The organism is Streptomyces sp. NPDC000878 (assembly GCF_053599695.1).
Window position 1 is genome coordinate 76,878 of the sequence record NZ_JBSFMT010000015.1, and the last position, 15,288, is coordinate 92,165.

12 protein-coding genes and 2 pseudogenes are annotated in these 15,288 nt (G+C 71.1%); 8 read left to right on the forward strand and 6 right to left on the reverse strand.

Annotated features, from left to right (window positions below):
* Window positions 1-13 precede the first annotated feature (13 nt).
* The 3 genes from ACWDR4_RS16240 to pdhA are packed head-to-tail and all read right to left on the reverse strand — an operon-like array spanning window position 14 to window position 3,823.
* Entirely contained in the window at window positions 14-1,444 is a 1,431-nt protein-coding gene (locus ACWDR4_RS16240; protein ID WP_450408971.1) for a dihydrolipoamide acetyltransferase family protein, read from the reverse strand.
* Between the two features lie 10 nt (window positions 1,445-1,454).
* The gene (locus ACWDR4_RS16245) at window positions 1,455-2,480 is read right to left on the reverse strand and encodes an alpha-ketoacid dehydrogenase subunit beta (RefSeq protein WP_450408973.1); all 1,026 of its coding nucleotides are present in this window, start codon (window positions 2,478-2,480) and stop codon (window positions 1,455-1,457) included.
* A 2-nt stretch (window positions 2,481-2,482) separates the two neighbouring features.
* Window positions 2,483-3,823 (reverse strand): pyruvate dehydrogenase (acetyl-transferring) E1 component subunit alpha, encoded by a 1,341-nt coding sequence (gene pdhA, locus ACWDR4_RS16250; protein ID WP_450408974.1) that lies wholly within the window; start codon window positions 3,821-3,823, stop codon window positions 2,483-2,485.
* A gap of 321 nt (window positions 3,824-4,144) precedes the next feature.
* Here pdhA and ACWDR4_RS16255 point away from each other — a divergent pair, with 321 nt between their 5' ends.
* The 4 genes and pseudogenes from ACWDR4_RS16255 to ACWDR4_RS16270 form a co-directional block, all read left to right on the forward strand.
* Entirely contained in the window at window positions 4,145-4,831 is a 687-nt protein-coding gene (locus ACWDR4_RS16255) for a response regulator (protein WP_450408976.1), read from the forward strand.
* 102 nt (window positions 4,832-4,933) lie between these two features.
* Window positions 4,934-5,350, forward strand: coding sequence for a pyridoxamine 5'-phosphate oxidase family protein (locus ACWDR4_RS16260; RefSeq protein WP_450408977.1), 417 nt, complete (start codon window positions 4,934-4,936; stop codon window positions 5,348-5,350).
* Window positions 5,351-5,453: 103 nt separating this feature from the next.
* Window positions 5,454-5,870 (forward strand): annotated as a pseudogene (locus ACWDR4_RS16265) (phosphotransferase); the annotation flags it as partial.
* Window positions 5,871-6,755: 885 nt separating this feature from the next.
* Window positions 6,756-7,334, forward strand: a pseudogene (locus ACWDR4_RS16270) (phosphotransferase); the annotation flags it as partial.
* Between the two features lie 113 nt (window positions 7,335-7,447).
* Here the strand turns inward: ACWDR4_RS16270 and ACWDR4_RS16275 are convergent.
* On the reverse strand, window positions 7,448-9,019 hold the full coding sequence (locus ACWDR4_RS16275) for a protein kinase domain-containing protein (RefSeq protein WP_450408979.1): 1,572 nt from the start codon (window positions 9,017-9,019) through the stop codon (window positions 7,448-7,450).
* 351 nt (window positions 9,020-9,370) lie between these two features.
* Between ACWDR4_RS16275 and ACWDR4_RS16280 the strand changes: the two genes are divergently transcribed.
* A complete protein-coding gene (locus ACWDR4_RS16280) occupies window positions 9,371-11,008 on the forward strand; it encodes a protein kinase domain-containing protein (RefSeq protein ID WP_450408981.1) in 1,638 nt (545 codons plus the stop codon).
* 99 nt (window positions 11,009-11,107) lie between these two features.
* Here the strand turns inward: ACWDR4_RS16280 and ACWDR4_RS16285 are convergent, their stop codons facing one another.
* A complete protein-coding gene (locus ACWDR4_RS16285) occupies window positions 11,108-11,650 on the reverse strand; it encodes a bacterial proteasome activator family protein (RefSeq protein ID WP_450408983.1) in 543 nt (180 codons plus the stop codon).
* A 148-nt stretch (window positions 11,651-11,798) separates the two neighbouring features.
* Between ACWDR4_RS16285 and ACWDR4_RS16290 the strand changes: the two genes are divergently transcribed.
* Entirely contained in the window at window positions 11,799-12,209 is a 411-nt protein-coding gene (locus tag ACWDR4_RS16290) for a hypothetical protein (RefSeq protein ID WP_450408984.1), read from the forward strand.
* A 16-nt stretch (window positions 12,210-12,225) separates the two neighbouring features.
* On the opposite strand, the gene ACWDR4_RS16295 is transcribed toward ACWDR4_RS16290, so the two are convergent.
* Window positions 12,226-13,206 (reverse strand): NAD(P)H-quinone oxidoreductase, encoded by a 981-nt coding sequence (locus tag ACWDR4_RS16295; protein ID WP_450408986.1) that lies wholly within the window; start codon window positions 13,204-13,206, stop codon window positions 12,226-12,228.
* 164 nt (window positions 13,207-13,370) lie between these two features.
* On the opposite strand from ACWDR4_RS16295, the gene ACWDR4_RS16300 reads away from it, so the two are divergent.
* Entirely contained in the window at window positions 13,371-14,423 is a 1,053-nt protein-coding gene (locus tag ACWDR4_RS16300) for an ATP-binding cassette domain-containing protein (protein ID WP_450408988.1), read from the forward strand.
* A complete protein-coding gene (locus ACWDR4_RS16305) occupies window positions 14,420-15,268 on the forward strand; it encodes an ABC transporter permease (protein WP_450408989.1) in 849 nt (282 codons plus the stop codon). Before ACWDR4_RS16300 ends, ACWDR4_RS16305 begins: the two co-directional genes overlap by 4 nt.
* Window positions 15,269-15,288: the final 20 nt, after the last annotated feature.

The following is a 15,288-nucleotide window of genomic DNA, read 5'->3' on the forward strand; positions in this document are numbered from 1 at the left end:
GCCGCCCCCATTTTCACGCCCAGGTGATGAGCTTCTTCGGCTGTTCCAGGATCGCCGCCACGTCCGCCAGCACCTTGGACCCCAACTCCCCGTCGACCAGGCGGTGGTCGAAGCTCAACGCCAGTGTGGTGACCTGACGCGGCTTGACCTTGCCCTTGTGGACCCACGGCTGGAGCCTGATCGCGCCGACCGCGAGGATCGCGGACTCGCCGGGCGGGAGGATCGGCGTACCCGTGTCGACGCCGAAGACGCCGACGTTGGTGATCGTCACCGTGCCGCCCTGCATCGCCCCGGGAGAGGTCTTGCCGTCCCGCGCCGTGGACACCAGCTCGGAGAGCGCCGCCGCCAGTTGCGGAAGCGTCTTCTCGTGGGCGTCCTTGATGTTCGGGACGATCAGACCGCGCGGGGTGGCCGCCGCGATGCCCAGGTTGACGTAGTGCTTGAGCACGATCTCCTGGTTCACCTCGTCCCAGGACGCGTTGACGTCCGGGTTGCGCCTGATCGCGACCAGCAGGGCCTTGGCGATCAGGAGCAACGGGTTCACCCGCAGCCCCTCCATCGCCTTGTCCCGCTTCAGCTCCTCCACCAGCTTCAGCGTGCGCGTCACGTCCACCGTCACGAACTCCGTGACATGCGGCGCCGTGAACGCCGAGCCGACCATCGCCAGCGCGGTCGCCTTCCGTACGCCCCTGACCGGGACGCGCGTCTCCCGCGTGCCGTCGTACGTGGTCACCGGAACGGTCGCTGCCGGGGCCGCGACCGGCGTGGTGCGCACCGGTTCGGGGGCCGGTGGGGCCACCGCCGCGTGCACGTCCTCCCGCGTGATGATGCCGTCGGGGCCCGACGGGGTCACCGTCGTCAGGTCGACCCCGAGATCCTTGGCGAGCTTGCGCACCGGCGGCTTCGCCAGCGGACGGGCGGCTCCTCCGGCCGGGCCGACCAGGCCGGTGAGGGTGCTGTGGCCGTTCAGCTCGTGCTGGACCGCCGCCGCGACCTCCTGGGCCGGGACCTCGGCGCCCTTGCGGGGACGGCGCTTGGTCGAGGAAACGGCCACGCCGTAGCCGACGAGCACCGGCTGGCGGGCCGGCGGCTTCGCTTCCTCGGGTGCCTCGACCGGAACCGGAGTCTCGGCCGCTGCCGGTGCCTCGGCCGCTGCCGGAGCCACAGCCCCGCCACCGCCACCACCCCCGACATCCACCGCGATGATCGACGTACCCACGTCGACCGTCGTGCCCTCGGGGAAGTGGAGTGCGCGGACGACCCCGTCGTACGGGATGGGTAGTTCGACGGCCGCCTTGGCGGTCTCGACCTCGCACACCACCTGGCCGTCGGCGACCGTGTCGCCCGGCTGGACGTACCACTTGAGGATCTCGGCCTCGGTGAGTCCCTCGCCCACGTCGGGCATCTTGAACTCGCGAACGGACGCGTCAGTCATCGTCGTCACGTCCCTCTCCTCAGTACGCCAGCGAGCGGTCGACGGCGTCGAGCACCCGGTCCAGGCTCGGTAGGTACTCCTCCTCCAGGCGCGCCGGCGGGTACGGGGCGTGATAGCCGCCGACCCTGAGCACCGGTGCCTCCAGGTGGTAGAAGCAGCGTTCCGTGATCCGGGCGGCGATCTCCGCGCCCGAGCCGAAGAACACCGGTGCCTCGTGCACCACGACCAGGTGGCGGGTCTTCTCGACCGAGGCCTGGACGGAGTCGAAGTCGAGCGGGGAGACCGACCGCAGGTCGAGGACCTCCAGGGACCGGCCCTCCTCCGCCGCCGCGTTCGCGACCTCCAGGCACAGCTTCACCATCGGGCCGTAGGCGGCGAGGGTGAGGTCGGTGCCCTCACGGACCACCTGGGCCTTGTGCAGCGGCCCCGGGATGGCCTCGGCATTGACCTCGGCCTTGTCCCAGTAGCGCCGCTTCGGCTCGAAGAAGATCACCGGGTCGTCGCTCTGGATGGCCTGCTGCATCATCCAGTACGCGTCCGACGCGTTGGACGGGGACACCACCTTGAGGCCCGCCACATGCGCGAAGAGCGCCTCCGGGGACTCCGAGTGGTGCTCGACCGCGCCGATGCCGCCGCCGTACGGGATGCGGATGACGATCGGGAGCTTGATCTTGCCCAACGCGCGCGCGTGCATCTTCGCGAGCTGGGTGACGATCTGGTCGTACGCCGGGAAGACGAAGCCGTCGAACTGGATCTCCACGACCGGGCGGTAGCCGCGCAGGGCGAGGCCGATCGCCGTGCCGACGATGCCCGACTCGGCGAGCGGGGTGTCGATGACCCGCTCCTCGCCGAAGTCCTTCTGCAGACCGTCGGTGACCCGGAAGACCCCGCCGAGCTTGCCGACGTCCTCACCCATGATCAGGACCTTGGGGTCCGACTCCAGGGCCTTGCGCAGCGATTCGTTGATCGCCTTGGCCAGGGCCAAGTTCTTGGACGTCACGGTCTTCGCCGCCGCGTTCGTCGAAGCCACTGTCTCAGCCGCCATGATCACGCCCCCTCCCCATCCGCGAACGACGCCTGGTAGGCGGCGAACTGGGCCCGCTCCTCGTCCACGAGCGCGTGCCCGTCGGCGTAGGTGTGCTCGAAGATCGCGAAGGGGTCCGGGTCCGGCATGGCACGGACCGCTTCGCGTACTCGCCTGCCCAACGACTCGCTCTCGACCTCGAGTTCCGCGAAAAATCCCTCGTCCGCGTGGTTTGAGGCCTCCAGATATGTGCGAAGGCGGGCGATCGGGTCCTTCGCCTCCCAGGCCGCCCGCTCGTCGTCGTGGCGGTAGCGGGTCGGGTCGTCGGAGGTGGTGTGGGCGCCCATGCGGTACGTGTACGCCTCGACCAGCGTCGGGCCCTCGCCGCTGCGGGCCCGCTCCAGGGCCCACTTCGTCACCGCGAGGACGGCCAGGACGTCGTTGCCGTCCACCCGTACGCCCGGGAAGCCGTAGCCCTGCGCGCGCTGGTAGAGCGGGACGCGGGTCTGGCGCTCGGTCGGCTCGGAGATCGCCCACTGGTTGTTCTGGCAGAAGAACACCACGGGGGCGTTGTAGACCGAGGCGAAGGTGAAGGACTCGGCGACGTCGCCCTGGCTGGAGGCGCCGTCCCCGAAGTAGGCGATGACCGCGGAGTCGGCGCCGTCCTTGGCCACGCCCATCGCGTAACCGGTGGCGTGCAGGGTCTGCGAGCCGATGACGATCGTGTAGAGGTGGAAGTTGTTGCTGTTCGGGTCCCAGCCGCCGTTGTTGACGCCGCGGAACATGCCGAGCAGGTTGGTCGGGTCGATGTCCCGGCACCAGGCGACGCCGTGCTCGCGGTAGGTCGGGAAGACGTAGTCGTCGGTGCGGGTGGCGCGGCCGGAGCCGATCTGGGCGGCCTCCTGGCCGAGCAGCGAGGCCCACAGGCCCAGCTCGCCCTGGCGCTGGAGGGCGGTGGCCTCGGCGTCGAAGCGGCGGGTCAGCACCATGTCGCGGTACAGACCGCGCAGGTCGTCGGGGGTGAGGGCGGCGACGTACGGGTCGTAGGCGGCGTTCTCGACGCGCTCGCCCTCGGGGGTGAGCAGCTGGACGAGGTCCGGATCGGCGCCCGTCGCGGCCGTCCCGACCGCCTGCGCCGGCTCGGCGGCGGGCTTCTTGGGGGCGGCTCGTTTGGCGGGGGCTCGTTTGGCGGGGGCGCGCTTCGCGGCCGTGGCCTTGGACGCGGTGGCAGTGGCGGGCTGCGCGGCCGTGGCTGATGCGTCGGCGGCCGGCGCGTCGGCGCTCTGCGCGGTGGTGCGGGTGGTACCGGTCTTGCTTCCGGCGCTGCGTCGCGGTTTGCGCGCGGCAGTGCTCTCCACGGTCACGTGTACTCCTCCGTCGGTCCGGCCCCGGGGTTGCCGGGTAACCAGTGCGGTCACCTGTTCCCGATACCCGTGCACGGGGTGGGTGCCGCTCGGCCGGGAACAGGCGTGACAGGTGTCCCGGCGAGCGTCCGCAAGCATCACGTTACCCAGTGCGCCATATTTCTATGAAACCCCCCTGACCTGCGATTTTGCTTGGAAATCCAAGTAAATTGAACAAGTCGGGAAGGGGCCCTGGTCACAGCCTTGCAGGGGGCCGGAACAACGGCACGTTATCCCGCGCACCCAGGCCGCGGGAAGAGATCGGTATGTGAGACTGTCTCCGTGTCCGAAGACGGAAAAATCACTGTATTTCTCCTCGATGACCATGAAGTCGTCCGCCGGGGAGTCCATGAACTGCTCTCGGTCGAGGACGACATCGAGGTGGTCGGCGAGGCCGGGACGGCGGCGGACGCGCTGGTACGGATTCCGGCCACCCGCCCGGACGTGGCGGTGCTGGACGTACGGCTCCCGGACGGCAGCGGCGTCGAGGTGTGCCGCGAGATCCGCTCCCTGGACGCGGGCGTCAAATGCCTGATGCTGACGTCGTTCGCCGACGACGAGGCCCTCTTCGACGCGATCATGGCGGGCGCCTCCGGGTACGTCCTCAAGGCCATCCGCGGACATGAACTACTGGCGGCCGTACGGGACGTGGCGGCCGGCAAGTCCCTGCTCGACCCGGTGGCGACCGCCCGCGTCCTGGAGCGGCTGCGGAGCGGCGGCGCGGACACGGGCGTGCGCGGCGACGAGCGGCTCGCGAACCTGACCGACCAGGAGCGCAGGATCCTCGACCTGATCGGCGAGGGGCTCACCAACCGCGAGATCGGCGAACGGCTGCACCTGGCCGAGAAGACGATCAAGAACTATGTGTCGGGACTGCTGTCCAAGCTGGGCATGCAGCGGCGCGCACAGGCGGCGGCGTACGTGGCACGGATGCAGGCGGAGGGGCAGGGGCAGAGCCGGGGTTTCTAAGGTTTCAGAGCCCTCCGGGGCGCCCGAATCGGGACCTAAGGCCTCTCTTCTGGGGGCGAGCGCCCCTGGTGTGCCCGTTCGGCCGCCGCACACAGTGAGTGCATGCCGACCGAGGAACAGAACGAGCAGGACGACCAGCGCGCCGCCGACCTCCTCGGCCGCGTGGCGCACGGCCGGGTCGCGACCAGCATGCGCGCGCTGCCCTTCCTGGCGTCCGCCCGGCACATCGTCGTGGACGGCCGGGTCCTGCTGCGCCTGCACAGGGGGCACGGGTACCACCGGGCGTGCGTGGGCGGTGTCGTCGCGTACGGCGCGGACGTTCCGTCGGCACGCAACCGGCGGTCGTGGTCCGTGCAGGTCGTCGGGGAGTGCGCGGCCGTGGAGCCGACCCCCGCCGAACTCGACCGGTTCGGGCCCGCACCGCGCTCCGTGGACGGCGTGCCCTTCGACCCTGTCTACCTTCGAGTCGAACCCCAGTTCGCCACCGTGCACTCCGTGATCGAAACCGACTGCCCGTGACAGCACGCGGTCACCTGTGACTGCGTGTGACAAGCGCCCCGCTCACGCGCCCGGCTCGTGCCCTAGCATCTGGCGCGTGCCGCGCTCATCTGTACCACCCCTTGTGCCCCACGCTCCCCCTCTGGGCGCCCTCCTCCGCCAGTACTCCGCCGGGTCCGCGCTGACCTGCGACCCCGTCGACCAGGGGCTGCTGAACCGCGGCTACCGGCTCGCCACCACGCGCGGCGACTACTTCCTGAAGCACCACTTCGACCCCGAGACCGCCGACCCCGCCGCGATCGCCCGCCAGCACCGGGCGACCCAGCGCCTCGCGGATCTCGGCGTCCCGGTGGCCCCGCCCCTGCCCGGCCGCGACGGCCGTACGGTCGCCGTCGTCGGCGGCCACGCCTACGCCCTGCACCCCTGGATCGACGGCCGCCACCGCCACGGCGGCCAGCTCACCACCGTCCAGTGCGGCCGACTGGGCGCCCTGCTGGGCGTGGTCCACGCAAGCCTGGAACGCGTGATGCCGACGCGGGGCGGGGCACCGGGCGAGGGCACCGGCCGGAACCAGGGCGTCCCGACGCCAGGGGTGACCGCCGGCCGACAGCAGCCCACCGCCCACGAGCCGACTACCGAACAGAACAGCCTCTCCCTGTGGGCGGAGACAGGCCGACGAGCTGGAAACGCTGGGCGCGACGAACCCGCCCGACGGGGCATCACCCCCCGGCAGGGCGGCTCCGCCGCCCGGAACCAGGACGGCCCGGGCGACCGGAACCGGGGCGAAGCCGCCGGCCGGGACTGGGGCGAACCCGCCGACCGGCACCAAGGCCTCGCCGCCGACCAAGACCGGTACGGCCCGGCCAACCGGCACTGGGACGGACCCGCAGGCCAGCACGCAGGCGTCCCCACCGACCGAGACCGGAGCGGAACCGCCGCCCAGCTCTGGGACGAAACCGCCAGCCGCAACCAAGGCACCCCCACCAACCGGCACCGGGACAGCCCGGCCAGCCAGGACTGGGACGGACCCATCGGCCGGAACTGCGACGACCCCGTAGGCCGACACTGGGCCGCACCCGCCAACCGGCACTGGGACGAAACCGCCAGCCGGAACCAGGGCCTCGTCACCGACCTGGACCTGGACGGACCCGGCAGCCGGCACTGGGACAGCCCCGCAGACCGACCCTCGGCGGCCGACCGGTACCGGACCACCGCCCCCACCGAAACCCACGCGAATCACCCCTCCCCAGCAGCCCCAAGCCCGGCTCCCACCGACAGCCCCGCAAGCCGACCCCCGGCGGCCGACCAGTACCGGGCCGCCACCGCTGCCGAACCCTCCGCAACCACCGAAGCCACCGCAAAGTCCCCCTCCCCGCACCCCACCCCAGGAACCCCAGGCCCAGCCCCCGCCAACGGCCCCGCCGAACCCGTGCACGCCCCCTCGGCCGACCCCGTCGACACCTTCGCGCTCATTGACGACCTCCTCGCCCAGGTTCGCCGTCGTCGCCCCACCGATGCCTTCGACGAGCTGGCCCGGTACCGGCTGCTGGAGCGGCGGGCGCTGTTGGAGCAGCATGCGGATCGGCGGCCACCGCCGGGTGGCTCGGTGGGGTGGGTGCACGGTGACTTCCACCCGTTCAACCTGCTCTACAAGGGGGACGCGCCCGCCGCGATCGTCGACTGGGACCGGCTCGGTGTGCAGCCCCGCGCGGAGGAGGCAGTACGCGCCGCCGCGATCTTCTTCGTACGGCCCGCCGGCACGCTCGACCTGCCCAAGGTGCGGGCGTACGCGCGCGCGTACCGGCGTACGGCCGGGGCCACGCCCTCCGAGCTGGCCGCCGCCGTGCACCGGGTGTGGTGGGAGCGGCTCAACGACTTCTGGATGCTGCGCTGGCACTACGAGCGGGGGGACACCCGCGCCGACTCCCAGTTCCCGGCCGCCTCGGCGCTCGCGGTGTGGTGGACGCGCGAGTACGACGCGGTGTGCGGGGCGTTCACGGACTGACGCCCACCGGAGCCGGGGGCCGGAACAACGGCACGCGCGCGTGGGCCCTCTTCGGGTCGCACGCGCGCGTGGAGGCTGTTTTCCGTCGGCCGGAGGTCACCGGCCCGCCGGTGTCAGGGAGTGGTGCCGCCCTCGGTACCGCCGTCTTCCTCACCGGTGTCGCCGGTGTCCTCCGGCGAGGCGGTCGCCGTGTCCGCCGGCTCCGACACCGTGTTCGACGGCTGCACGCTCGTCTGCACGTCCGACGGTGTGGGCGACGGCTCGGAGGAGGCGGTCTCGGACTGCGTGTACGACGGTGTGGGCGACGGCGTCCACTGGGACCCGCCGTCCGAGCCGCTGCCGTCGTCCGTCTCGACGCTCGACGTCTCCTCGGAGACCTCTTCGCTCGGACTCGCCGTGGCGTCGTCGTTCGTCGCCGTCTGCGAGGTCGTCGGCGACTGGGTGGTACCGGTGTCGCCACCGTCGCCGTTGCCGTTCTGGAGAGCGAGGGCGACGCCCGCCGCGATGGCGATCACCGCGAAGAACGCCAGTATCCACAGCTTGCCCCGGCCACCGCTCCGGTTGCCGTGCCCCTCGAAGCCGCCGTCGTCCCCGCCGCCGTACCCGACGGGCAGGATCGGCTGGGGGATCTGGGTGGTCCCGGAGTTGTCGCCCGGGTGCTGGTTCATCACCGCGGTGCCGGCGAAGCCCCCCGAGGGGGTGTGCCGGCCCTCGTGCATGTCGACGGGCCCGGTGTTCCAGGTGCCGGTGTGACCGCCCTGGTCGTACAGCATCTGCAGGCCGTACTGGATCAGCCCGCGCATCTCCTCGGCGGTCTGGAAGCGGTCGTCCGGCTCCTTGGCCAGGGACCGCATGACGAGCCCGTCCAGCTCCGGCGGCGCCGCGTCCGAGACCTCGGACGGGGGCACCGGAATGTCCTGGACGTGCTGGTAGACCACGGAGAGAGGGGTCTCACCCGTGAACGGGGGTCGCAGCGCGAGGAGTTCGTACAACAGACAACCGGTCGCGTACAGGTCCGAGCGGTGGTCGACCGCCTTGCCGAGGGCCTGCTCGGGGGAGAGGTACTGGGGCGTGCCCATGACCATGCCGGTCTGCGTCATCGTCGTGGACGCCCCGTGCAGCGCACGGGCGATGCCGAAGTCCATGACCTTCACGGCACCGTTGTGCGTGATGATCACGTTGGCGGGCTTGATGTCCCGGTGCACGATGCCGTGCTGGTGGGAATACGCCAGCGCCTCCAGCACCCCGGAGACGATGATCAGGGCCTGCTCGGGCCCGGGCGCCTCGGCGTTGATGAGGAGGTCACGGATGGTGCGCCCCTCGACGATCTCCATCACGATGTACGGGACGGAGTGGCCGCCGACGTAGTCCTCGCCGGAGTCGTACACGGCGACGATCGAGTGGTGGTTGAGCCCGGCCACCGACTGGGCCTCGCGCGTGAAGCGGGCCTTGGAGATCGGGTCCTCGGCGAGATCGGCGCGCAGCAGTTTGACCGCGACGGTCCGCCCGAGGCGTACGTCCTCGGCGGCGAACACCTCCGCCATGCCGCCCCGGCCGAGTCTGTGGGTGAGCCGGTACCGGCCGTCCCCCACCAGTCCGCCGTTGCCCCACAACTCAGGCGCGTCTGACATACCGCCGCCAGCCGCCTCGGGGTCGGACGGGCCCTGAGCGCGCTGCTGTGCCATCAGTCCTCGCCGTCGTTTCTGCCCGCGGTGCGCGCGGTGTTGTTACGGTCTCCGTCGGCCACGCTACAGCCTCCACGCAAGCCTCCGGTCCGGGAGGCGGCCCGGGAGCAGCTCCGGAAGGAGCCCCGGTACGAGTCCCGGGCAGACCGGACATCAAACCCGTTGCCGATATCGTCGTGCAAATTCCGCGCCCCGTCCGTCCAGCACCTGTAACGCTTCCGCGACGCTTCCTTCTCGTACGGTCACGGAACGGGCACCTCGCTTGACGTGTCAGTGCCCTCCGGCAGACTTGGCCCGGTATGAGCCAATCGATCACGTGCGGCTGTGAGAAAGCTCGGGGGACGCTGAGACATGAGCCACGACGGCGCACACGGCCGGTACACGGGGCACGCGCTCGCCGGCGGGCGCTACCAGCTGCGCGATCTGCTCGGCGAGGGCGGCATGGCCTCGGTGCACCTCGCGTACGACTCGGTCCTGGACCGGCAGGTCGCGATCAAGACACTGCACACCGAACTCGGCCGGGAACAGGCCTTCCGCGAGCGTTTCCGCCGCGAGGCCCAGGCCGTGGCCAAGCTCACGCACACGAACATCGTCTCGGTCTTCGACACCGGTGAGGACGAGGTCGCGGGGACCATGACCCCGTACATCGTCATGGAGTACGTCGAGGGGCAGCCGCTCGGCTCCGTTGTCGACGCGGACGTACGGCAGTTCGGCGCGATGCCCGCCGACAAGGCGCTGCGGGTCACCGCGGACGTGCTGGCGGCGCTGGAGATCAGCCACGAGATGGGCCTGGTCCACCGGGACATCAAGCCGGGCAACGTGATGACGACCAAGCGCGGGGTCGTCAAGGTGATGGACTTCGGGATCGCCCGCGCCATGCAGTCGGGCGTCACGTCGATGACGCAGACCGGCATGGTCGTCGGCACCCCGCAGTACCTCTCCCCGGAACAGGCGCTGGGCCGGGGCGTGGACGCCCGCTCCGATCTCTACTCGGTCGGCATCATGCTGTTCCAACTGGTCACCGGACGGCTGCCGTTCAACGCCGACTCGGCGCTTGCGATCGCGTACGCCCACGTCCAGGAGGAGCCGGTCGTCCCCTCCTCGGTCAACCGCGCGTTGCCCCCGGCGGTGGACGCGCTCGTCGCCCGCGCGCTGAAGAAGAACCCGAACGAGCGTTTCCCGAGCGCCGTCGCCATGCGCGACGAGTGTCTGCGCGTGGCCGCCTCCCTCCACCCGGCCGCCCCGAACATCGTCCCGGGCGCCCCGTCCCAGAGCGGCGCGGGCGTCGCCTCGGCGGTGTTCCCACCGGTCGGCCAGGCGACCCCGCCCCCGCCGGGCCCCGTACAGACCCCGTACCAGCCGCCTGTGGCCCCGACCCCGAATCCGTACAGCGCCGCTCCGGCGTACGGCTATCCGCAGCAGGCCGCGTACCAGGCGCCCGGCGCGTACGCACCGCAGTACACGCCGCCGGCCGCCTTCCCGACGCCGGCCGCTCCCGGAGGGGGACGCAAGAGCAACACCCCGGTGATCGTGGGCTCGATCGTCGTCTCGCTCGTCGCCGTCGGCGGGCTGCTCCTGGCCCTCAAGCTGGGCGGGGACGACTCCGGCAACGGCGGTGCGGCCGGCAGCGACAGCAGTGCGAGCGCCTCGGCCTCGCAGACGTCGGAAACCGGGTCGGGATCGGGGTCGGTGACGGGGTACAAGGGGCCGGACCTGAGCAAGAAGATCGACGCGGAGGAGTGCTCGGAGGCGCCGGAGTCGTACACCGACCCGGACAAGATCCAGCTGCCGGACGTCCGCTACAAGAACCTGACCTCGGTCAAGTCCTGTTTCCAGGCGGCCGGGTGGCGGATGAAGGTGACCCGGATCGACGAGAACACCTTCGGCAAGGACACGGTCACCGACCAGTTCCCCTCCGCGGGCACGGACGCCGACCCGGAGGACATGCCGGTCATCGAGCTGAGCGTGTCGTCGGGCAACCCGTCCTGAGCGGACGGTTCAACAGTTCAGCGGTTCATAGGGAGAGGCCCGGCGGCCGGTCGGTCGGCTGCCGGGCCCCTCCCCACAAGAGTTACATCCCCACAAGAGTTACAGGTACGGCCCGCCCGTGCGTCCGCCCGTGCGCGGATCGTCGTCGCCCTCGTGGCCGCCGACTCCCGGCGGCAGCGCGCGGCGCATCTGCTCCAGCTGGGCCCGCGCGGCCATCTGCTGGGCGAACAGGGTGGTCTGGATCCCGTGGAAGAGGCCCTCCAGCCAGCCCACGAGCTGGGCCTGCGCGATCCGCAGCTCGGCGTCGCTGGGAACGCCCTCATCCGTGAACGGCAGGGACAGGCGCTCCAGTTCGTCGACCAGCTCCGGCGCCAGACCGTCCTCCAGCTCCTTGACCGAGCTGGCGTGGATCTCCTTCAGCCGCACCCGGCTCGCCTCGTCGAGAGGGGCCGCGCGCACCTCCTCCAGCAGCTGCTTGATCATGCTGCCGATCCTCATGACCTTGGCGGGTTGCTCCACCATCTCCGTCACCGGGATCTCTCGGGAGTCCTCGTCACCACCGCCCCCGAGAGCCATCCCGTCCTGGCCAACGACCAGGATCTGGGGGTTCTCCGGCGACCTTTCGTTCCTCGGCATCTCCATACCGCCATTCTGTCGCACCAGGTCGCTGTTCCGGCCGGTGGGTCCGGCCCGGCGGTGTCCCGTCCGGGATGCCGGACGGGCGGGTGCGTGTGAGGCTGGTCCCGTCGAACCCTGGTGACTGGCGACTCCGCGGCGGGAGGGGCCCGACATGACTCCATGGCTCCACACACTGCGCGTCTGCGGCACCCTGCTGGCCCTGGCGGCCCCCACGCTCGCCGCCACCCCGCACGGCACGACACCGGCGTACGACGACGTCTCCTACGTCTCCCGGCCCGCCCCCGAGGCCTCCCGGGCCGGCAGCCGGGCGGGCGAGGGGCGGGAGCGCCCCGGGCGGCGGGAGTCCGCGCCGCCTGAGGAGGTGGCGTACGAGGAGCCGGCCCCTGTGCCCGTACCCACCTCCGTCCCGGACCCGGGCGAGGCACGGGACACGGCCGCGCTGCCCGCCCCGGTCACCCACCCGGTGCTGCGGATACTGCCGCTGGGCAGCGGGCTCGTCCTCATCGGCCTCGGCCTGGGCCTCGCATTTCTCGGGCTGCAGCTGCGCGTACGCAGGGCGTGACCCCCGGGATGTCCCCTTACGGGGCCACCAGCAGCACCTTTCCCACGTGCCCGCTCTCCTCCACCAGCCGGTGGGCCGCCGCCGCGTCGCTCATCGGGAACTCCCGGTCGACGACCGGCCGGACCTGACCGGCGGCGATCAGCGGCCAGACGTGTTCGCGTACGGCGGCCACGATCGCCGTCTTCTCGGCGAGCGGGCGGGCGCGCAGCGAGGTCGCGCTGATCGCGGCCCGCTTGGTGAGGAGCGCGCCGATGTTCAGCTCGGCCTTGACGCCGCCCTGCATACCGATGATCGCGAGCCGCCCGTTGACGGCGAGGGCGCGGACGTTGCGGTCCAGGTACTTGGCGCCCATGTTGTCGAGGATCACGTCGGCGCCCGCGCCGCCGGTGGCCTGCTTCAGCTCCTCGACGAAGTCCTGCTCGCGGTAGTTGACGAGGATGTCGGCGCCCAGCTCGGCGCACTGGTCGAGCTTCTCCTTCGTGCCCGCCGTCACGGCGACCTTCGCGCCGACCGCCTTGGCGAGCTGGATGGCCATGGTGCCGATGCCGCTGGAGCCGCCGTGCACGAGAAAGGTCTCGCCCGGGCGGAGGTGGGAGATCATGAAGACGTTCGACCAGACCGTGCAGGTCACCTCGGGCAGTGCCGCCGCCCCCTTCAGGTCGACGCCCTCGGGCACCGGCAGCAGCTGCCCGGCCGGCACGGCCACCTTCGTCGCGTAACCGCCGCCCGCGAGCAGCGCGCACACCTCGTCGCCGACGGACCAGCCGGACACTCCGGGCCCGACCTCGGCGATCCGGCCGGAGCACTCGAGGCCGGGGTACGGGGAGGCGCCTGGCGGCGGGTTGTAGAAGCCCTGGCGTTGCAGGATGTCGGCACGGTTGACGGCGCCGGCCACCACCTCGACCAGCACCTCGCCCTCGCCGGGCACGGGATCGGGGACCTCGGCCCACACCAGCGCCTCGGGCCCTCCGGGTTCGGGAATCGTGATCGCACGCATGAGGGGACGCTACTCCCCGATCCGGCGAAATCGATGTGCGGTCCGCGTCTGGCGGAGAGACCGTGGAGAGACGTACGGTCGCGCGACCGATGAGTTTCCGGCCGACCGACGGTCTCCCTATGCGTCACCCCGTACGCGCAAGGACTCCGGAAGGACCACGAGACATGAGCCCACAGGCAGCCAGAGCGGGCAGGGCGGCCGAGGCGCCCGACCTCGCGATCGAGACCGCGAGTCTGGTGAAGACCTTCGGCGAGACCCGGGCCGTCGACGGCGTCGACCTCACCGTGCCCACCGGCACGGTCTACGGAGTCCTCGGGCCGAACGGCGCCGGCAAGACGACCACCGTGAAGATGCTCGCCACGCTCCTCAGGCCGGACGGCGGCGAGGCGCACGTCTTCGGCCACGACGTGGTGCGCGAGGCCGACGCGGTACGCGGCAGGGTGAGCCTCACCGGCCAGTACGCGTCCGTCGACGAGGACCTCACCGGCACCGAGAACCTGGTGCTGCTCGGCCGGCTCCTCGGCCACCACAAGCGGACCGCGCGCGAGCGTGCCGCCCAGCTCCTGGAGGCCTTCGGGCTCACGGAGGCGGCGGCGAAGCAGGTCAAGCACTACTCGGGCGGTATGCGGCGCCGGATCGACATCGCCGCGTCCATCCTCAACACCCCCGACCTGCTCTTCCTCGACGAACCCACGACCGGCCTCGACCCGCGCAGCCGCAACCAGGTGTGGGACATCGTGCGCGCGGTGGTCGCCCAGGGCACGACCGTCCTGCTGACCACGCAGTATCTGGACGAGGCCGACCAGCTGGCGTCCCGGATCGCCGTCATCGACAAGGGCAAGGTCATCGCGGAGGGCACGAAGGGCGAGCTGAAGGCGTCCGTCGGCGCCGGCTCCGTCCATCTGCGGCTGCGCGATCCGGCCCAGCGGCCCGAGGCGGAGGAGGTGCTGCGGCTGGCCCTCGACGCGACCGTGCAGCGCGAGCCCGACCCGGTCGCGCTGACGGCCCGTATCGGTACGTCGGTCAGCGACACGGCTGCCGAGCAGGCGGCCCGCGCGCTCGCCGAACTGGCCCGCTGCGGCATCCACGTCGACAACTTCTCCCTGGGGCAGCCCAGCCTGGACGAGGTGTTCCTCGCCCTCACCGGACACGACACGGAAGACGGCTCCACAGCCGACTCCGCAGCTGACTCTTCCGAAGGAGAGGTGGCGGCATGAGTACCGCGACCACCACCACCGAAGGCCGGGAACTCGCCCCGGTCAGCGCCGAGTCGCTCGCCGCGCTGCTCATCTCCAAGGACCGGCCGCCGCGCCCCAGCGCGCTCTCGACGTCGCTCACCTTCGGCTGGCGCGCGATGCTCAAGATCAAGCACGTCCCGGAGCAGCTCTTCGACGTCACCGCGTTCCCGATCATGATGGTGCTGATGTACACGTACCTGTTCGGGGGCGCGCTCGCGGGCTCCCCGCGCGAGTACATCCAGTTCCTGCTGCCGGGCATCCTGGTGATGTCGGTCGTGATGATCACGATGTACACGGGCGTCTCGGTCAACACGGACATCGAGAAGGGCGTCTTCGACCGCTTCCGTACGCTGCCGATCTGGCGGCCCGCGGTGATGGTCGGCTATCTCCTCGGCGACGCCCTGCGCTACACCATGGCGTCCGTGGTGATGCTGACGGTCGGCATCATCCTCGGCTACCGCCCCGACGGAGTGGTGGGCGTGGCCGCCGGCATCGCCCTCCTCCTGGTCTTCTCCTTCGCCTTCTCATGGATCTGGACCATGTTCGGGCTGCTGCTGCGCACGGAGAAGTCGGTGATGGGCGTCAGCATGATGGTGATCTTCCCGCTGACCTTCCTGTCGAACGTCTTCGTCGACCCGAGCACCATGCCCGGCTGGCTCCAGGCCTTCGTCAACAACAGCCCGATCACCCATGTGTCGTCGGCGGTACGGGAGCTGATGGCCGGCGAGTGGCCGACCGCGGAGATCGCCTGGTCGCTGGGGTGGGCCGGCCTGCTGGTGCTGGTCTTCGGCCCGGTGACGATGCGGCTCTACAACCGCAAGTAGCCACAACCCCTTCAGGACAC